This is a genomic window from Kaistia geumhonensis (assembly GCF_030815145.1).
GTDB lineage: Bacteria > Pseudomonadota > Alphaproteobacteria > Rhizobiales > Kaistiaceae > Kaistia > Kaistia geumhonensis.
In genome coordinates this window covers 690089-705402 of the sequence record NZ_JAUSWJ010000001.1, presented here as the reverse complement: position 1 = coordinate 705402, position 15314 = coordinate 690089, and the positions used below count along the sequence as shown (strand labels likewise).

Here is a 15314-nt window from a genome sequence, read left to right as displayed (position 1 = left end):
ATTCGGCCGCGCTTTCCTAGCGCGCCGGGAGGCGGAGAGGAAGAACGGGGTTGGAGAAGATGCTGGGCGCGATCGGGCGGAACGGGCGGAAGGCGGTCGCCGGCCTCCTCGCGGCCACGCTGGCGGCGACGCTCGCCATCCCCGCCGAGGCGCAGAGCACGCGCTCCCGGAAGTTCGTCCGCGACGCCGAGACCGAGGCGCTGCTGCAGGACTATGTGCGGCCGATCTTCAAGGCCGCCGGCATCCGCGCCAATTCGGTCGAGCTGTTTCTCGTCCAGGATCCGGCCTTCAACGCCTATGTCCCGTCCGGCCGGACCATCGTCGTCAATACCGGCGCCATCATCGATTCGAAGACGCCGAACGAGCTGATCGGCATGCTCGCGCACGAGACCGGCCATCTTGCCGGAGACCACACGGCGCGCCTCAACGAGCAACTCGCCAATGCCCAGACCATGGCGACCCTCGGAGCGCTCGCCGGCATCGGCGCGGCCGTGGCCGGCGCCGCGGCGGGGTCGGGCGAGGCAGCGCGCGCCGGTTCGGGCATCATCGCCGGCTCCGGCGAGATCGCGCGCCGCTCCGTCCTTTCCTATCAGCGGTCGGAGGAGATGGCGGCGGACCAGTCGGCGTTGATCTACCTGAAGAAGACGCAGCAGTCCGCCAAGGGCATGCTCGATACCTTCAAGCGATTCGCCGACAACACGCTCTTCGCAGCCCGCACGGCGAACCCGTATCTCTTGAGCCATCCGCTGCCGCGCGAGCGCGTCGACATGATCCAGCGCGAGGCGACGGCGAGCCCCTATTACAACAAGAAGGACCCGCCCGCGCTCGTGGCGCGCCATAACATGGTCCGTGCCAAGCTGGTGGGTTTCAGCGGCAGCATGGACGAGATCATGCGGCGCTACCCGCCGAGCGATACCTCCCTGCCGGCGCAGTACGCGCGCGCCATCGCCGCCTATCGCAACGGCAACTCGCAGGCCGGTCTCAAGATTCTCGACGGCCTCCTCAAGGCGCAGCCGAAGAACCCCTATTTCTGGGAGCTGCAGGGGCAGATCAACCTGGAGAACGGCCGTGCCGGCCAGGCAGTGCCCGGCTTCCGCAAGGCGGTCTCGCTCGCGCCGAAATCCGGCATGCTCAAGGTCCTGCTCGGGCAGGCGCTCGTCGAGACCGGCGATCCGAAGACCACCGACGAGGCGATCAAGAATCTCACGGTCGGCCTTCAGGTCGATCCGAATATGGGCATCGGCTATCGCAGCCTGGCGCGCGCCTATGCGGCGCGCGGCGACATCGCGCTCGCGGATCTGGCGACGGCGCAGGGCGAGTTCGCCGGCGGCAACTATGCCGCGGCGCGCCAGCACGCCGCGCGGGCGCAGAAGGGCCTGAAGCCCGGCTCGCCCGCCTGGATTCGCGCCGACGACATCGTGTCCTATCATCCCGACAAACCCGGCTGACGGCCGCGCATCCGTTTCGCGCCGCCCGCCGCCGACCCGACCAGCAGAGGTTTCACCGATGAACGCGCCGCACCCCGTCATGACATCAGGACCGCTCGCGAGGCGCGCGTTCGGCCGCTTCGGCGTCACTGCGGCCATGGCCGTCGCCCTGCTCGCCGGCACCGCCGCGCCGTCTCTCGCCGACGACACTCCCTTCAGCGCAGGTCAGCAGGAGGCGATCGGCGGTATCGTCAAGGATTACCTGATGGCGCATCCGGAGGTGGTCCGCGAAGCGCTGCAGGAGCTGCAGCGGCGCGACCAGGAAGCCGAGGAAGCCGCGAAACGCGCCAATCTCGCCAAATACGAGGACCAGCTCTTCAATTCGGGCAAGCAGGTCGTGCTCGGAAACCCGGACGGCGACGTCACGCTGGTCGAGTTCTTCGACTACAATTGCGGCTACTGCAAGCGCTCGCATGCCGACATGAAGCGCCTCCTGGAAGAGGACAAGAACCTCAAGATCGTCCTCAAGGAATTCCCCGTTCTCGGCCAGGGCTCGGAGGAGGCCGCGCAGGTCGCCGTCATCGTGCACGAGATGGCGCCCGAGAAGTATGAGGCCTTCCACGACGAGTTGCTGATGACGCGCGGCGAGGTCAACGGCGCGCGCGCGCTGGCCGTGGCGGCCGATATCGGCCTCGATGCCGACGCGGTGAAGGCGCGTCTCAAGGAGCCGATCATCGGAGAGACGATCTCCGAATCCTTCGGCCTCGCCCAGGCGCTCGGCATCAACGGCACGCCCACTTATGTGCTGAAGGGCGACATCGTCGTCGGCGCCGTCGGCTACGACACGCTCAAGAACAAGATCAAGTCGGTCCGCGAATGCGGCAAGGCGACCTGCTGATTGGGCGCCGCCCGATCCGGACATCGACAGCGGGGCGCGCGGCCGGGGCTTTTCCTTTGCCGGGCGACCCCCTATAACCGGCGCGCTCCGGCCGCCGCATTCCGGCGAAGCCGGGGGCGGTTCATAGTCGAGGCGGCAGCCTGCTGATGTCGATCTCCGTCCTGGTCCTCAACGGCCCCAACCTCAACATGCTCGGCAAGCGCGAGCCCGGCGTCTATGGCGCCCGGACGCTCGCCGAGATCGAGGTGGAGACGCGGGCCTTCGCGGAGGGCATCGGCATCGCGATCGACTTCCGCCAGACCAATCACGAAGGCGTGCTGGTCGACTGGATCCATGAGGCCCTCGGACGGTTTCAGGGGATCGCGATCAATCCCGGCGCCTACACGCACACCTCCGTCGCCCTGCAGGATGCGCTGCGCGCGGTCGGGCTCCCGACCGTCGAGGTGCACCTGTCGAACGTGTTCGCGCGCGAAGCCTTCCGCCACCACTCCTATGTGTCCCCCGTCGCTCTCGGCGTCATCTGCGGCTTCGGTCCGCTCGGCTATCAGCTGGCCCTGACCGCGCTGAAGAAGCATCTCGCGTGAGCCGGAGGACCCTTCCCATGAAAGTGCTCAACACATGACCTCGAAGCCATCGACCATCGATCAGGAACTGATCCGCCAGCTCGCCACCCTGCTGACGGACACGGATCTCTCCGAGATCGAGGTCGAGCAGGGCGACCTGCGCATCCGCGTCGCGCGGAGCGTCACAGCGGCGCCGGTGTCCTATCACGTCGCGCCGCCGGCTCCGGCCGCCGCGCCCGTTGCGGCCGCTGCCGCGCCCGCCGCCGAAGTGAACCATGCCTCGCATCCGGGCGCCGTGCCCTCGCCGATGGTCGGCACGGCCTATCGCTCGCCCGAGCCGGGCGCCAAGCCCTTCGTGGAGATCGGCCAGACGGTTCGCGAAGGCCAGACGGTTCTCATCGTCGAGGCCATGAAGACGATGAACCAGATCCCCGCGCCGCGCGCCGGAACCGTGAAGGCGATCATGGTCATTGACGGCCAGCCTGTGGAATATGGCGAGCCGCTCCTGGTGATCGAGTGAGCAGCGGCAAGCCGATGTTCAACAAGATCCTCATCGCCAATCGCGGCGAGATCGCCCTCCGGGTGCTGCGCGCCTGCAAGGAGCTCGGCATCGAGACGGTGGCGGTGCATTCCACGGCCGACGCCGACGCGATGCATGTGCGCCTCGCCGACGAGAGCGTCTGCATCGGCCCGCCGCCCGCCCGCGACAGCTATCTCAACATTCCCTCGCTGCTGGCCGCCTGCGAGATCACCGGCGCCGACGCCGTGCATCCGGGCTACGGCTTTCTCTCCGAGAATGCCCGCTTCGCCGAGATCCTCGAAGCGCACAACCTGACCTTCATCGGCCCGCGGTCAGAGCATATCCGCATCATGGGCGACAAGATCGAGGCGAAGCGCACGGCGCAGCGGCTCGGCATTCCGGTCGTTCCCGGCTCGGCCGGTGCGCTGAAGGACGAGGCCGACGCGCTGAGGACGGCGGCCGAGATCGGCTATCCCGTGCTCATCAAGGCTTCGGCCGGCGGCGGCGGACGCGGCATGAAGGTGGCGCGCTCGGCCGCGGAACTGCCGATCGCCTATTCGACCGCACGTTCGGAAGCGAAGGCCGCCTTCGGCGACGATGCGGTCTATATGGAGAAGTATCTCGAGAAGCCGCGGCATATCGAGATCCAGGTGCTCGGCGACGGCAAGGGCTATGCCGTGCATCTGGGCGAGCGCGATTGCTCGCTTCAGCGCCGCCACCAGAAGGTCTGGGAAGAGGCGGGCTCGCCCGCGCTCAATGCCGAGGAGCGTGACCGCATCGGCGCCGTCTGCGCCAAGGCGATCGGCGATCTCGGCTATTCCGGCGCCGGCACGATCGAGTTCCTCTACGAGAACGGCGAGTTCTACTTCATCGAGATGAACACCCGCCTCCAGGTGGAGCATCCGGTGACCGAGGCCGTGACGGGCATCGACCTCGTCAACGAGCAGATCCGTGTCGCCGCCGGCAGCGGGCTCTCTTTCCGCCAGGAAGAGGTGAAGTTCCAGGGTCACGCGATCGAGTGCCGCATCAATGCCGAGGACCCGCGCACCTTCGCGCCCTCGCCGGGGCTGATCACCTATTACCATCCCCCGGGCGGGCTCGGCGTTCGCGTCGATTCAGGCGTCTATCAGGGCTACAAGATCCCGCCCTATTACGACAGCCTGATCGGAAAGCTGATCGTGCATGGCCGCAACCGCGTCGAATGCATGATGCGGCTGCGCCGCGCGCTGGACGAGTTCGTCGTCGACGGCATCAAGACGACGATCCCGCTCTTCCGCGACCTGGTGGACGACCAGGACATCGCCGATGGCCGCTACGACATCCATTGGCTCGAGAAGAAGCTCTCGATCGGCCATTGAGCTTCTGCGGCGACTCCGGCTGAGGTGCAGCGACGGTTGTCGAGTTCAGCCATGGTGCCCGGCTTGATCCGGGCATCGCCGTCGGTCTTTGGCGGCAGGAGAGTGTGCGAACCGCTCCCCTGAGCTGAAGGAAAGCAGTCAATGGCCGGGTAAAGCCCGGCCATGATGTCCTCGTCCAGTGCCGGAAGCGTTTGGCCCTTATGCGTGCTGACCTTCGGAGCTTTGGCTCCCGGGCGCCTCCGCCAATCCCCATCTCTTCCCCGCCGCGCCTTCTACCGCACCGCAACTCGTGCGATGCTGCGAATCGTCGCGGGGGCGCGCGGCGAAGTGCGGACGGCATGGGGCCGCCGCGCACGGGCGACGGCATGGCCAGACAATCCGACTCCTCGCTGCAGATCACGCCGCAGGTTCTTCTCAAGGCTTATGCCTGCGGCATCTTTCCGATGTCCGATTCGGCCGATGATCCCGGCCTTTACTGGATCGAGCCGGAAAGTCGCGGCATCTTCCCGCTCGAAAGCTTCCATGTCCCGCGGCGCCTCGCGCGCACCATGCGACAGGAGCCCTACGAAATCCGGATCGACACCGATTTCGCCGGCGTGATCGACGGCTGCGCGGGCGACGAGACGTCGCTCTATCGCGACAAGACCTGGATCAACGGACGCATCCGCCGCCTGTATGGCGAGCTTTTCGAGCTCGGCTTCTGCCACACGGTCGAGGCCTGGCAGGACGGAAAGCTCGTGGGCGGGCTCTATGGCGTGCGGCTGCGCGGCGCCTTTTTCGGCGAGAGCATGTTCAGCCACGCCACGGACGCGTCGAAGATCGCGCTGGTCCATCTCGTGGCGCGTCTCAAGGCCGGCGGGTTCCGCCTCCTCGACGCGCAGTTCACGACGGATCATCTGCAGCGCTTCGGCGCCGTCGAGATCGACCGCGCCGCCTATCACGAGCGGCTGGAAGCAGCGCTCGCCGTGGACGCCGACTTCTACCGGCTGCCGGGCGGCGCGACGGTCGATGAGGTCTTGCAGCTCGCGAGCCAGACGTCATAGACCGCATGGTCGACGGCGTGCAGGCCCGGGCTGTCGGCGAACATCCATCCGGTGAAGATGCGGCGCACCTTGCGGGCGAGGGTGATCTCGTCCACCTCCACGAAGGCATCGGTGCGCGGCGGCTCGGTCGGCGGGCGCGAATAACAGACGCGCGGCGTCACCTGCAGGGCGCCGAACTGCACCGTCTCGTTCATGTAGACGTCGAAGGTGATGATCCGGCCGGTGATCTTGTCGAGCCCGGCGAACTCCGCGACCGGATTGGTGAGCCGCGTCGGCCCTGCCGGGGCGGGCGCGACGGCATCCGGCGGCATCGCGCCGGGCGCTGCGGCGTCGGGCGCCTGCGGCGCTGCCGGCATCTCGGGCATCGAAGGATCGGGGAGGGCATCCTGGGCGCTTGCTGCTGCGAGGCCGGCGAGAATGAGGGTCGTCGCGCCGAGGAGGCGCAGGGAACACGCGATCATGAAGGGGCCGCCGGAATCCTGGGAGCGCAGTCGATGAACGCTGCCTAGCACGCGATTTTGGTCGCGAAAAGGCGGGCGGTCGGCGTCCGCCGTTGCACCGGCGGCGCCGTGCCCTCTATGATCCATGCCGCCGGGCGCTGCGACAGGCTCGCAAGTTTCGGCATCCGGACGATCTGACCTGTCTGCGGCCGCCGCCCGGCGCCCGGCCGGGCGGGTTTTCGTCGGGGTCCCGCCGGCCCGAGGGCCGTTCATCCTCCGCGCCGCCTCGGCGCTCAGCTGGAACGGGTCCGCCGCGGGCCCTGAGGCCATGGAAGCCGCCCACCACCGGCACCCTCTGTTCGGTGTCATGCTGAAAGTGATCTCGACCATCGCCTTCACGGCAATGGCGACGCAGATCAAGCTCGTCTCGGACCGCATTCCGGCGGGCGAGGTGGCGTTCTTCCGCTCGGCCTTCGCGCTCATTCCGGTTCTCTTCTGGGTCGCGACACGCGGCCAGCTTACGACGGTGTTCCGGACGCCCCGCATCGGGGGGCATCTCCTGCGCTCGATCGCCGGCGCCAGCTCGATGTTCTGCGGCTTCACGGCGCTCGCCCTGCTGCCGCTCTCCGATGCCACCGCGATCGGCTATGCCGCCCCGCTTCTTACCGTCATCCTCGCGGCCGTGCTGCTCGGCGAGACGATCCGTGTCTATCGGTGGACGGCGGTGGTGGTCGGCCTCGTCGGGATCGTGGTCATCGTCTCCGGCTATGTCGAGACCGATGGTCCGGACCGCAGCACCATCGGCGCAGCCTTCGCGCTGGCCGGCGCCGCCTTCGGCGCGCTCGCGGCGACGCAGACGCGGCGCCTGACCTGGTCGGAGGACCCCTCGACCATCGTCGTCTATTTCTCGTCCTTTACCGCGCTGTTCATGCTCGTCACGCTGCCCTTCGGCTGGGTGCTGCCGACGGCAACCGAATGGGTGCTGCTCGTCGGCTGCGGCATCTGCGGCGGTATCGGGCAGGTGCTGCTGACGCAGAGCTATCGCTATGGCGAGGCCTCGCTAATCGCGCCCTTCGAATATGTCTCGATGGTCTGGGCGATCCTCGTCGGCTATCTCCTGTTCGATACCCTGCCGGGCCTTTCGATGCTGATAGGTTCGGCCATCGTGATCGCGTCGGGCCTTTTCGTCATCTATCGCGAGCAGAGGCTCAATCTCGCCCGCGCACGCAAGGCGGCGGTGAAGACGCCTTTCGACCCGGAGCAATGAGGACCGCCATGACCGCCATCGCAGTGACCATCGCCGGCTCGGATTCGGGCGGCGGGGCCGGCATCCAGGCCGATCTCAAGACCTTTTCCGCGCTCGGCGTCTACGGCGCCTCGGTCATCGCGGCTCTGACGGCGCAGAACACGCTCGGCGTGACGGCCATCCACGATGTCCCGGCGGCGTTCGTCACGGCGCAGATCGACGCCGTCTTCTCGGATCTCGACGTCGGAGCCGTGAAGATCGGCATGCTCTCGCAGCCGGACGTCATCCGTGCCGTCGCGGCCGGACTCGACAGGTTCGACCAGCGCGAGGTGGTGCTCGATCCGGTGATGGTGGCGACGAGCGGCGACATGCTGCTGCGCGAGGAGGCTGTGGCGGTGCTGGTTGCCGACCTGCTGCCGCGCGCCGCGCTGGTGACGCCCAACATGCGCGAGGCCGCTCGTCTCGTCGGTGCGCCGGTCGCCGCCAGCGAGACGGAGATGATGGCACAGGCAGAGGCGATCCTCGACCTCGGCGCGCGGGCGGTGCTGCTCAAGGGCGGCCATGGCGAGGGTCCCGAAAGTGCCGATCTGCTGCTGTCGCCGACGATCCGCCGCTGGTATCGCGCGCCCCGTATCGCCACACGCAACACGCATGGGACCGGTTGCACGCTGTCCTCGGCGATCGCGGCGGGCCTTGCGCTCGGCGAGGACCTCGAGGCGGCGGTCGAGACGGGCAAGCGCTATGTGAGCGAGGCGATCGCGGCAGCCGACCGGCTGTCGATCGGGAAGGGCCACGGGCCAGTCCACCATTTTCATCGCTGGTGGATCGAGTGAAAACACCGCGCTGGTCAGATCGACGACTGAACAGGGTTAACAGTATAGCGTAAGCAAAAATCCCCATATTCAGGCAATAAAAAAAGCAAGGCTCGCGAGAGCCTTGCTTTGTCGAGTTCGCGTTCTATCCCCTCGTAGCCGAGCAACCTGCCCCTGAGGGCATTGCGAATTGTTTATTCGGACCCGGCGGCTGCTGCCTTGCGGCGCGCCGGAGGGGAGCTTCCTCCCAAGACTTAGACCGCGATGCCTGTTGGTGGAGCCGTGCTTGTAAATGCCGACCCCTTTCTTATGGCAGGGGACGTTATCCAATGCCGGGGTGCTTGTCACCAATTTGTGCATGACCCGCTCACTTTTTTTGCGTCAGCATGGCTGACCTTAGTGAAGCGTTCCGAGACGTGTTGCGATGCGCCGATCTGCTTGCATTGCACCATCATGGTCACACTGCCCAAAGCATGGGCTGCCCAGAACGCGGCGGGTGGCAGTTTCCCTTGAAATCCGAGCCGTTTGTGGCTTGATGACGCCCCGAATTCGACTCGTCCGGAGCTGATGATGCGCCTTTCCCGTTCCTTCCTGCCGACGCTCCGCGATACGCCCAAGGAGGCCGAGATCGTCTCGCACCGGCTGATGCTGCGGGCCGGTCTCATCCGCCAGCAGGCGGCGGGAATCTATGCCTGGCTGCCGCTCGGCCAGCGTGTGCTTTCGAAAATCGAGCAGGTCGTGCGCGAGGAGCAGGACAGGGCCGGGGCCATCGAGATTCTGATGCCGACGCTGCAGTCCGCCGACCTGTGGCGCGAGAGCGGCCGATACGACGACTACGGCAAGGAGATGCTGCGCATCAAGGACCGGCACGAGCGCGACATGCTCTACGGTCCGACCAACGAGGAGATGGTCACGGACATCTTCCGCAGCTATGTGCGGTCCTACAAGGAGCTGCCGCTCAACCTCTACCATATCCAGTGGAAGTTCCGCGACGAGGTGCGCCCCCGCTTCGGCGTCATGCGCGGCCGCGAGTTCCTGATGAAGGACGCCTATTCATTCGACATCGACGAGGCGGCGGCGCGGCGCGCCTATAACCGCATGTTCGTCGCCTATCTGCGCACCTTCGACCGGCTCGGCGTGAAGGCGATCCCGATGCGCGCCGATTCGGGCCCCATCGGCGGCGACGCGACGCACGAGTTCATCGTTCTCGCCTCGACGGGCGAGAGCGCCGTGTTCCTGGACCGCGAGGCGCTCGACGTTCCCGTGCCGGGAACCGATGTCGATTTCGAGGGCGATCTGACGCCGATCGTCTCCGCCTGGACGGCCAAATACGCCGCGACCGAGGAAATGCACGACAAGGCGGCGTTCGAGTCGCTCCCCGAAGAGCGGCGGCTCGAGGCGCGCGGCATCGAGGTCGGCCAGGTCTTCTATTTCGGCACGAAATATTCGACGCCGATGGGCGCCAAGGTCACCGGTCCTGACGGCGCGGACCACGACGTCCATATGGGTTCCTACGGCATCGGCGTTTCGCGGCTCGTGGCGGCGATCATCGAGGCGAGCCATGACGAGGCCGGCATCATCTGGCCCGAGGGCGTCGCGCCGTATCGCGTCGGTCTCGTCAACCTGAAGGTTGGCGACGCGGCCACCGACGCGGCCTGCGACGGTCTCTACGAGCGCCTCACGAAAGCCGGAATCGAAGTCCTTTACGATGATGTCGACGGACGGGCCGGCGCCAAGTTCGCCACCATGGACCTGATCGGCCTGCCCTGGCAGCTCATCGTCGGTCCGAAGGGCCTCGCGAGCGGCGAGGTCGAGCTGAAACGGCGCGCGACGGGCGAGCGGGAAACGCTTACACTCGACGCGGCGGTGAATCGGCTGATCGCCGGCTGAAAGCCGGTGAGGCACCGTCGGCTGCAAGGCGCGGTCCCCGCGCGCTCGGGACAGGATTGCGATGGCGGAGCCGACCGGCACCAAGGCCTTTTCACCTTTTGAGTGGATGCTGGCGGGGCGCTATCTGCGGGCCCGCCGGCGTGAGACGTTCATCTCGATCATCGCCGGCTTCTCCTTCGTCGGCATCATGCTGGGCGTAGCGACGCTCATCATCGTGATGGCCGTCATGAACGGCTTCCGATACGAGCTGATCGGCAAGATCCTCGGCGTGAACGGCCACATGATCGTGCAGCCGATCGACACGCCCTTCACCGATTTCGCCGATGTCGCCTCGCGCATCGCGATGGTGAAGGGGGTCAAGGCTGCGATTCCCTTCGTGGAAGGCCAGGTCCTGGCCTCCGGCGCGTCGACGTCGAACGGCGCGCTGGTGCGCGGCATCCGGGCCGAGGACCTGCCCTCCGTCCCCGGCGTCGCCAGCAACATCCGCCAGGGCACGCTGAAGGATTTCGACACGGCCGGCGGTGTCGCCATCGGGACGCGCCTCGCGACCGCGCTCGGCCTCTCGATCGGCGACAAGATCACGCTGGTTTCGCCACGCGGGGCAGTCACGCCGATGGGGGTGACGCCGCGCGTGAAGGCCTATCCGGTCACGGCGATCTTCGAGATCGGTATGTCGGAATATGATTCGACCTTCGTCTTCATGCCCTTCGCCGAGGCGCAGCTCTATTTCAACCAGGACGACAAGGCCTCGGCCGTCGAGGTCTATCTCGACGATCCCGAGATGGCCGGCACGCTGACGCCGATGATCGAGACCGCAGCCGGTCGGCCGGTGCTCATAACCGACTGGCGGCAGCGCAACATGACCTTCTTCTCCGCCCTCGAGGTGGAGCGGAACATGATGTTCATGATCCTGACGCTGATCGTGCTGGTGGCGGCGCTCAACATCATCTCCGGCATGACCATGCTGGTGAAGGACAAGGGCCACGACATCGCCATCCTGAGAACAATGGGCGCGACGCGCGGTGCGATCCTTCGCGTCTTCTTCCTGACCGGCGCGGCGATCGGCACCTTCGGCACGCTGTTCGGCGTCATTCTCGGCACGGTGGTGTGCTGGAACGTCGAATCGATCCGCCAGTTCGTCTCCTGGCTGACGCGGACGGAGATCTTCTCGCCCGAACTCTATTTCCTATCCCGCCTTCCGGCGCGGATGGAGCCCGCCGAAGTGACGAGTATCGTCATCATGGCGATCGTGCTCTCCTATCTCGCGACCATCTATCCGGCATGGCGGGCCGCCCGCCTCGATCCCGTGGAGGCGCTGCGCTACGAATGAGCGAGACCGTGACCGATCCCCAGCGGCCGATCGAGCGCCGCGCCGCGCCGCCGCCGGTCCTGCGCCTGCAGGGCATCGAACGACATTATCGCGAGGGCGCCGGCCGGCTGTCCGTTCTGAGCGGCGCCGATCTGTCGGTTTCGACGGGCGAGATCGTCGCGCTCGTCGCACCGTCGGGCGCGGGCAAGTCGACCCTTCTCCACATCGCCGGTCTGCTGGAGCGGCCCGACAAGGGCGACGTGCTGATCGACGGCAATTCGGTGACCGCCGTCACGGATGCCGACCGGACGGCGATCAGGCGCAACAAGATCGGCTTCGTCTACCAGTTTCACCATCTCCTGCCCGAATTCACGGCGCTGGAGAATGTGATGATGCCGCAGTTGATCCGCGGCCTGCCTCGCAAGGAGGCGGCGACGCGCGCCGAGGCTCTGCTCGCCTATATGCGGCTCGCCGAGCGCAAGAATCATCGCCCGTCCGAGCTTTCGGGAGGCGAGCAGCAGCGCGTGGCGATCGCCCGCGCCGTGGCGAATGCACCGCGCCTGCTCCTCGCCGACGAGCCGACGGGCAATCTCGATCCGACCACCGCCCATTACGTTTTTGATGCCCTGGCCGCTCTGGTGCGCGCCTCCGGACTTGCTGCGCTGATCGTCACTCACAACATGGACCTCGCCGAACGCATGGATCGGCGCATCACGCTTTCAGGCGGAAAGGTCGTCGAACTGTGAGCCTCTCGACCGAGCAGCAGCTCTTGATCGAAGCGCGCGTCGCCAATGACGGGCCGAGCGTCTTGGTCGCCTATCTGTTCTGGTTCTTCCTGTGGTTCGTGTCGGCGCACCGCTTCTATCTCGGCCGCCCGGGCAGCGCCGTACTCCAGATTCTCAGCTATTTCGTTCTGATCGGCTTCATCTGGGTTCTCGTCGATATCTTCCTCATCCCGGGAATGGTGAGGCAGCGACAGAACGATCTCCGCATGCGCTACGCCGCCTCGCTCCGGGGCTGAGGTGCAAGCGCGCAACATTCGCTCCGGCCCGTAAGGGCCTGGCAGCGTTCCGGGTCTTGTGCGGCGCACAATTTCCGGTCAATGTCCGCGTCGATCGCCGGGGCTCGCGCAGCCGGACCCCATGGCTATGCCGAATTGAGGAGACTGACCGTGAAGATTGCGATGATCGGTTCCGGCTATGTCGGTTTGGTGTCCGGTGCGTGTTTTGCGGATTTCGGCCATAGCGTGGTCTGCGTCGACAAGGCAGTGGCCAAGATCGAGGCGCTGGAGCGTGGCGAGATTCCGATCTACGAGCCGGGGCTCGATGCGCTGGTCGCTGAGAATGTGAAGGCCGGTCGGCTCTCGTTCACGACCGAGCTCGCCGGTGCCGTGGCCGCGGCGGACATGGTATTCATCGCGGTCGGCACCCCGTCGCGACGTGGCGACGGTCATGCCGATCTCTCCTATGTCTACGCGGCGGCGCGCGAGATCGCGCTGGCGGTGACGGGCTTCACCGTGGTGGTGACGAAGTCGACCGTTCCGGTGGGGACGGGCGACGAGGTCGAGCGGATCATCCGCGAGACGAACCCCGCCGCCGATGTCGCTGTCGTGTCGAACCCGGAATTCCTGCGCGAAGGCGCCGCGATCGGCGATTTCAAGAAGCCGGACCGCATCGTGGTCGGCCTCGAGGACGAGCGGGCGCGCGAGCCGATGGTCGAGGTCTACCGGCCGCTCTACCTCAATGCCTCGCCGATCGTATTCACCTCGCGTCGCTCTTCCGAGTTGATCAAATATGCGGCGAACGCGTTCCTGGCGATGAAGATCACCTTCATCAACGAGATCGCCGATCTCTGCGAGGAAGTGGGCGCGGACGTGCAGGCGGTGTCGCGCGGCATCGGCCTCGACAATCGGATCGGCTCGAAGTTCCTGCATGCCGGCCCCGGCTATGGCGGCTCCTGCTTCCCGAAGGACACTCTGGCGCTGGTCAAGACGGCGCAGGATCATGGCAGCGCGGTGCGGCTGATCGAAACCACGGTGGCGATCAACGACCAGCGCAAGCGGGCGATGGCGCGGAAGGTCATCGCGGCCTGTGGCGGGGATGCTCGCGGCAAGGTCGTGGCCGTGCTCGGGCTGACCTTCAAGCCGCGCACCGACGACATGCGAGAGGCGCCGTCGCTGTCGATCATCCAGGCGCTGCAGGATGCCGGAGCGAAGGTCGTGGCGCACGATCCGGTCGGCATGGAGGCGGCGAAGCCGCTTCTCGACGACGCAGTCAGCTATGCCGAGAGCCCATACGAGGCGGCGGCGGGCGCGGATGCTCTGGTCCTGGTGACGGAATGGGACCAGTTCCGGGCGCTGGATTTCGCGCGGCTGAAGGCGGCGATGCGCGCGCCGGTTCTCGTCGACCTGCGCAATGTCTACAGCCCGGACGAGGTGGCTCGCCACGGCTTTACCTACGAGGGCGTCGGGCGGGCTGCGACGGCGGGCGATGTCGAGGCATCGATCCTCGGTACCGCCGCGGAGTAGCTGCTCGAAGCGGGCTGGCGGTGCACCGGCTTCCGGCCTATGAAGGGCCGGCGCGGACGGTTGGGGGCCGGTCGCGGGGCAGCTTTGTCGCGGACGCACATTTATGTTGCACTGCGATATAAACGGTCCATACATGTGGCAAGCAAGCCTTGCCGCACGACTGGGGCAGATTTCTCAACTTCTACTGAACGGCGACAGGATTCATGGTTTCAAAGACGGGGAAGACGGCGCTGATCACCGGCGCGACGGGTCAGGACGGCGCCTACCTCTCGGAGCTCCTGCTCGAGAAGGGCTATGTCGTTCATGGCGTGAAGCGGCGCTCGTCGTCGTTCAACACGGGGCGCGTGGAGCATCTCTACCAGGATCCTCACGAGAAGGATCCGCGCTTCATCCTGCATTACGGCGACATGACGGATTCGACCAATCTGATCCGCATCGTGCAGGAGACGCAGCCGGACGAGATCTACAATCTCGCCGCCCAGAGCCATGTGCAGGTCAGCTTCGAGACGCCGGAATACACGGCCAATGCCGACGCGATCGGCACGCTGCGCCTGCTGGAGGCGATCCGCCTCCTGAAGCTCACCGAGAAGACTCGCTTCTACCAGGCGTCGACCTCGGAACTCTATGGCAAGGTCCAGGAGATTCCGCAGAGCGAGAAGACGCCGTTCTATCCGCGCTCGCCCTATGCCGCCGCGAAGCTCTACGGCTACTGGATCGTGGTGAACTACCGCGAGGCCTATGGCATGCACGCCTCGAACGGCATCCTGTTCAACCATGAGAGCCCGCTGCGCGGCGAGACCTTCGTCACCCGCAAGATCACCCGCGCTGTGGCGGCGATTCATCACGGCAAGCAGGACCGCCTCTATCTCGGCAATCTCGACGCCAAGCGCGACTGGGGCCATGCCCGTGAATATGTGCGCGGCATGTGGCTGATCTTGCAGCAGGACCAGGCCGACGACTACGTGCTGGCGACGGGCGAGACCCACACCGTGCGCTCCTTCGTCGAGAAGGCCTTCTCCCATGTCGACATCGCCATCGAGTGGCAGGGCGAGGGCGTCGAGGAGAAGGGCATCGACAAGAAGACCGGCCGCGTGCTGGTGGCGATCGATCCGCGCTATTTCCGCCCGACCGAAGTCGACCTCCTGATCGGCGACCCGGCCAAGGCCAAGGCGAAGCTCGGCTGGACGCATGAGACGGACCTCGACGGGCTCGTCGCGGAGATGGTGGCCGAGGATCTCAAGGTCATGGCGCACGCTCCGGTCATGCACAACGCCTGACCTT

The 15314-nt window shown here is 66.3% G+C and carries 15 protein-coding genes; 14 read left to right on the top strand and 1 reads right to left on the bottom strand.

The genetic code is table 11. The features are described 5' to 3' along the window. Nucleotides 1-59 precede the first annotated feature (59 nt). The 6 genes from QO015_RS03285 to aat all read left to right on the top strand — a co-directional run bounded on the left by QO015_RS03285 (nucleotide 60) and on the right by aat (nucleotide 5809). A complete protein-coding gene (locus QO015_RS03285) occupies nucleotides 60-1448 on the top strand; it encodes a M48 family metalloprotease (RefSeq protein ID WP_266282490.1) in 1389 nt (462 codons plus the stop codon). Between the two features lie 58 nt (nucleotides 1449-1506). Further along, on the top strand, nucleotides 1507-2325 hold the full coding sequence (locus QO015_RS03280; protein WP_266281490.1) for a DsbA family protein: 819 nt from the start codon (nucleotides 1507-1509) through the stop codon (nucleotides 2323-2325). A gap of 146 nt (nucleotides 2326-2471) precedes the next feature. After that, the gene (gene aroQ / locus QO015_RS03275; protein WP_266281492.1) at nucleotides 2472-2909 is read left to right on the top strand and encodes a type II 3-dehydroquinate dehydratase; all 438 of its coding nucleotides are present in this window, start codon (nucleotides 2472-2474) and stop codon (nucleotides 2907-2909) included. 34 nt (nucleotides 2910-2943) lie between these two features. After that, entirely contained in the window at nucleotides 2944-3408 is a 465-nt protein-coding gene (accB, locus tag QO015_RS03270; RefSeq protein ID WP_266281493.1) for an acetyl-CoA carboxylase biotin carboxyl carrier protein, read from the top strand. A 14-nt stretch (nucleotides 3409-3422) separates the two neighbouring features. Then, entirely contained in the window at nucleotides 3423-4766 is a 1344-nt protein-coding gene (gene accC, locus QO015_RS03265; protein ID WP_266282491.1) for an acetyl-CoA carboxylase biotin carboxylase subunit, read from the top strand. A 365-nt stretch (nucleotides 4767-5131) separates the two neighbouring features. Then, a complete protein-coding gene (gene aat / locus QO015_RS03260) occupies nucleotides 5132-5809 on the top strand; it encodes a leucyl/phenylalanyl-tRNA--protein transferase (RefSeq protein ID WP_266281494.1) in 678 nt (225 codons plus the stop codon). Here aat and QO015_RS03255 read toward each other — a convergent pair. Further along, the gene (locus QO015_RS03255; protein WP_266282492.1) at nucleotides 5746-6165 is read right to left on the bottom strand and encodes a DUF2155 domain-containing protein; all 420 of its coding nucleotides are present in this window, start codon (nucleotides 6163-6165) and stop codon (nucleotides 5746-5748) included. The two genes, aat and QO015_RS03255, sit on opposite strands and share 64 nt — an antisense overlap. A gap of 412 nt (nucleotides 6166-6577) precedes the next feature. Here QO015_RS03255 and QO015_RS03250 point away from each other — a divergent pair, with 412 nt between their 5' ends. The 8 genes from QO015_RS03250 (at nucleotide 6578) to gmd (ending at nucleotide 15310) form a co-directional block, all read left to right on the top strand. Then, nucleotides 6578-7516 (top strand): DMT family transporter, encoded by a 939-nt coding sequence (locus tag QO015_RS03250; protein WP_266281495.1) that lies wholly within the window; start codon nucleotides 6578-6580, stop codon nucleotides 7514-7516. Nucleotides 7517-7524: 8 nt separating this feature from the next. Further along, nucleotides 7525-8328, top strand: a complete 804-nt coding sequence (gene thiD, locus QO015_RS03245; RefSeq protein ID WP_266281496.1) for a bifunctional hydroxymethylpyrimidine kinase/phosphomethylpyrimidine kinase — start codon at nucleotides 7525-7527, stop codon at nucleotides 8326-8328. 549 nt (nucleotides 8329-8877) lie between these two features. Then, the gene (gene proS / locus QO015_RS03240; protein ID WP_266282493.1) at nucleotides 8878-10197 is read left to right on the top strand and encodes a proline--tRNA ligase; all 1320 of its coding nucleotides are present in this window, start codon (nucleotides 8878-8880) and stop codon (nucleotides 10195-10197) included. A gap of 61 nt (nucleotides 10198-10258) precedes the next feature. Beyond that, nucleotides 10259-11527 (top strand): lipoprotein-releasing ABC transporter permease subunit, encoded by a 1269-nt coding sequence (locus tag QO015_RS03235; RefSeq protein WP_370877389.1) that lies wholly within the window; start codon nucleotides 10259-10261, stop codon nucleotides 11525-11527. Further along, complete coding sequence (locus QO015_RS03230; RefSeq protein WP_266281497.1) at nucleotides 11524-12252, top strand: ABC transporter ATP-binding protein; 729 nt, start codon at nucleotides 11524-11526, stop codon at nucleotides 12250-12252. Before QO015_RS03235 ends, QO015_RS03230 begins: the two co-directional genes overlap by 4 nt. Next, nucleotides 12249-12527: a TM2 domain-containing protein gene (locus tag QO015_RS03225; protein WP_266281498.1), complete on the top strand. Its 279-nt coding sequence runs from the start codon at nucleotides 12249-12251 to the stop codon at nucleotides 12525-12527. The genes QO015_RS03230 and QO015_RS03225 overlap by 4 nt, the downstream gene beginning before the upstream one ends. Nucleotides 12528-12677: 150 nt before the next feature. Further along, nucleotides 12678-14033: a UDP-glucose dehydrogenase family protein gene (locus QO015_RS03220; RefSeq protein WP_266281499.1), complete on the top strand. Its 1356-nt coding sequence runs from the start codon at nucleotides 12678-12680 to the stop codon at nucleotides 14031-14033. A 203-nt stretch (nucleotides 14034-14236) separates the two neighbouring features. After that, entirely contained in the window at nucleotides 14237-15310 is a 1074-nt protein-coding gene (gene gmd / locus QO015_RS03215) for a GDP-mannose 4,6-dehydratase (protein WP_266281500.1), read from the top strand. Nucleotides 15311-15314: the final 4 nt, after the last annotated feature.

What these genes read in the sequence shown, in the direction of transcription:
- QO015_RS03230 (WP_266281497.1), top strand. Translation starts at nt 11,524, where the DNA reads ATGAGCGAGACCGTGACCGATCCCCAGCGGCCGATCGAGCGCCGCGCC.
- QO015_RS03285 (WP_266282490.1), top strand. Translation starts at nt 60, where the DNA reads ATGCTGGGCGCGATCGGGCGGAACGGGCGGAAGGCGGTCGCCGGCCTC.
- aat (WP_266281494.1), top strand. Translation starts at nt 5,132, where the DNA reads ATGGCCAGACAATCCGACTCCTCGCTGCAGATCACGCCGCAGGTTCTT.
- accC (WP_266282491.1), top strand. Translation starts at nt 3,423, where the DNA reads ATGTTCAACAAGATCCTCATCGCCAATCGCGGCGAGATCGCCCTCCGG.
- thiD (WP_266281496.1), top strand. Translation starts at nt 7,525, where the DNA reads ATGACCGCCATCGCAGTGACCATCGCCGGCTCGGATTCGGGCGGCGGG.
- QO015_RS03280 (WP_266281490.1), top strand. Translation starts at nt 1,507, where the DNA reads ATGAACGCGCCGCACCCCGTCATGACATCAGGACCGCTCGCGAGGCGC.
- QO015_RS03255 (WP_266282492.1), bottom strand. Translation starts at nt 6,165, where the DNA reads ATGCCGGCAGCGCCGCAGGCGCCCGACGCCGCAGCGCCCGGCGCGATG.
- gmd (WP_266281500.1), top strand. Translation starts at nt 14,237, where the DNA reads ATGGTTTCAAAGACGGGGAAGACGGCGCTGATCACCGGCGCGACGGGT.
- accB (WP_266281493.1), top strand. Translation starts at nt 2,944, where the DNA reads ATGACCTCGAAGCCATCGACCATCGATCAGGAACTGATCCGCCAGCTC.
- QO015_RS03250 (WP_266281495.1), top strand. Translation starts at nt 6,578, where the DNA reads ATGGAAGCCGCCCACCACCGGCACCCTCTGTTCGGTGTCATGCTGAAA.
- aroQ (WP_266281492.1), top strand. Translation starts at nt 2,472, where the DNA reads ATGTCGATCTCCGTCCTGGTCCTCAACGGCCCCAACCTCAACATGCTC.
- QO015_RS03235 (WP_370877389.1), top strand. Translation starts at nt 10,259, where the DNA reads ATGGCGGAGCCGACCGGCACCAAGGCCTTTTCACCTTTTGAGTGGATG.
- proS (WP_266282493.1), top strand. Translation starts at nt 8,878, where the DNA reads ATGCGCCTTTCCCGTTCCTTCCTGCCGACGCTCCGCGATACGCCCAAG.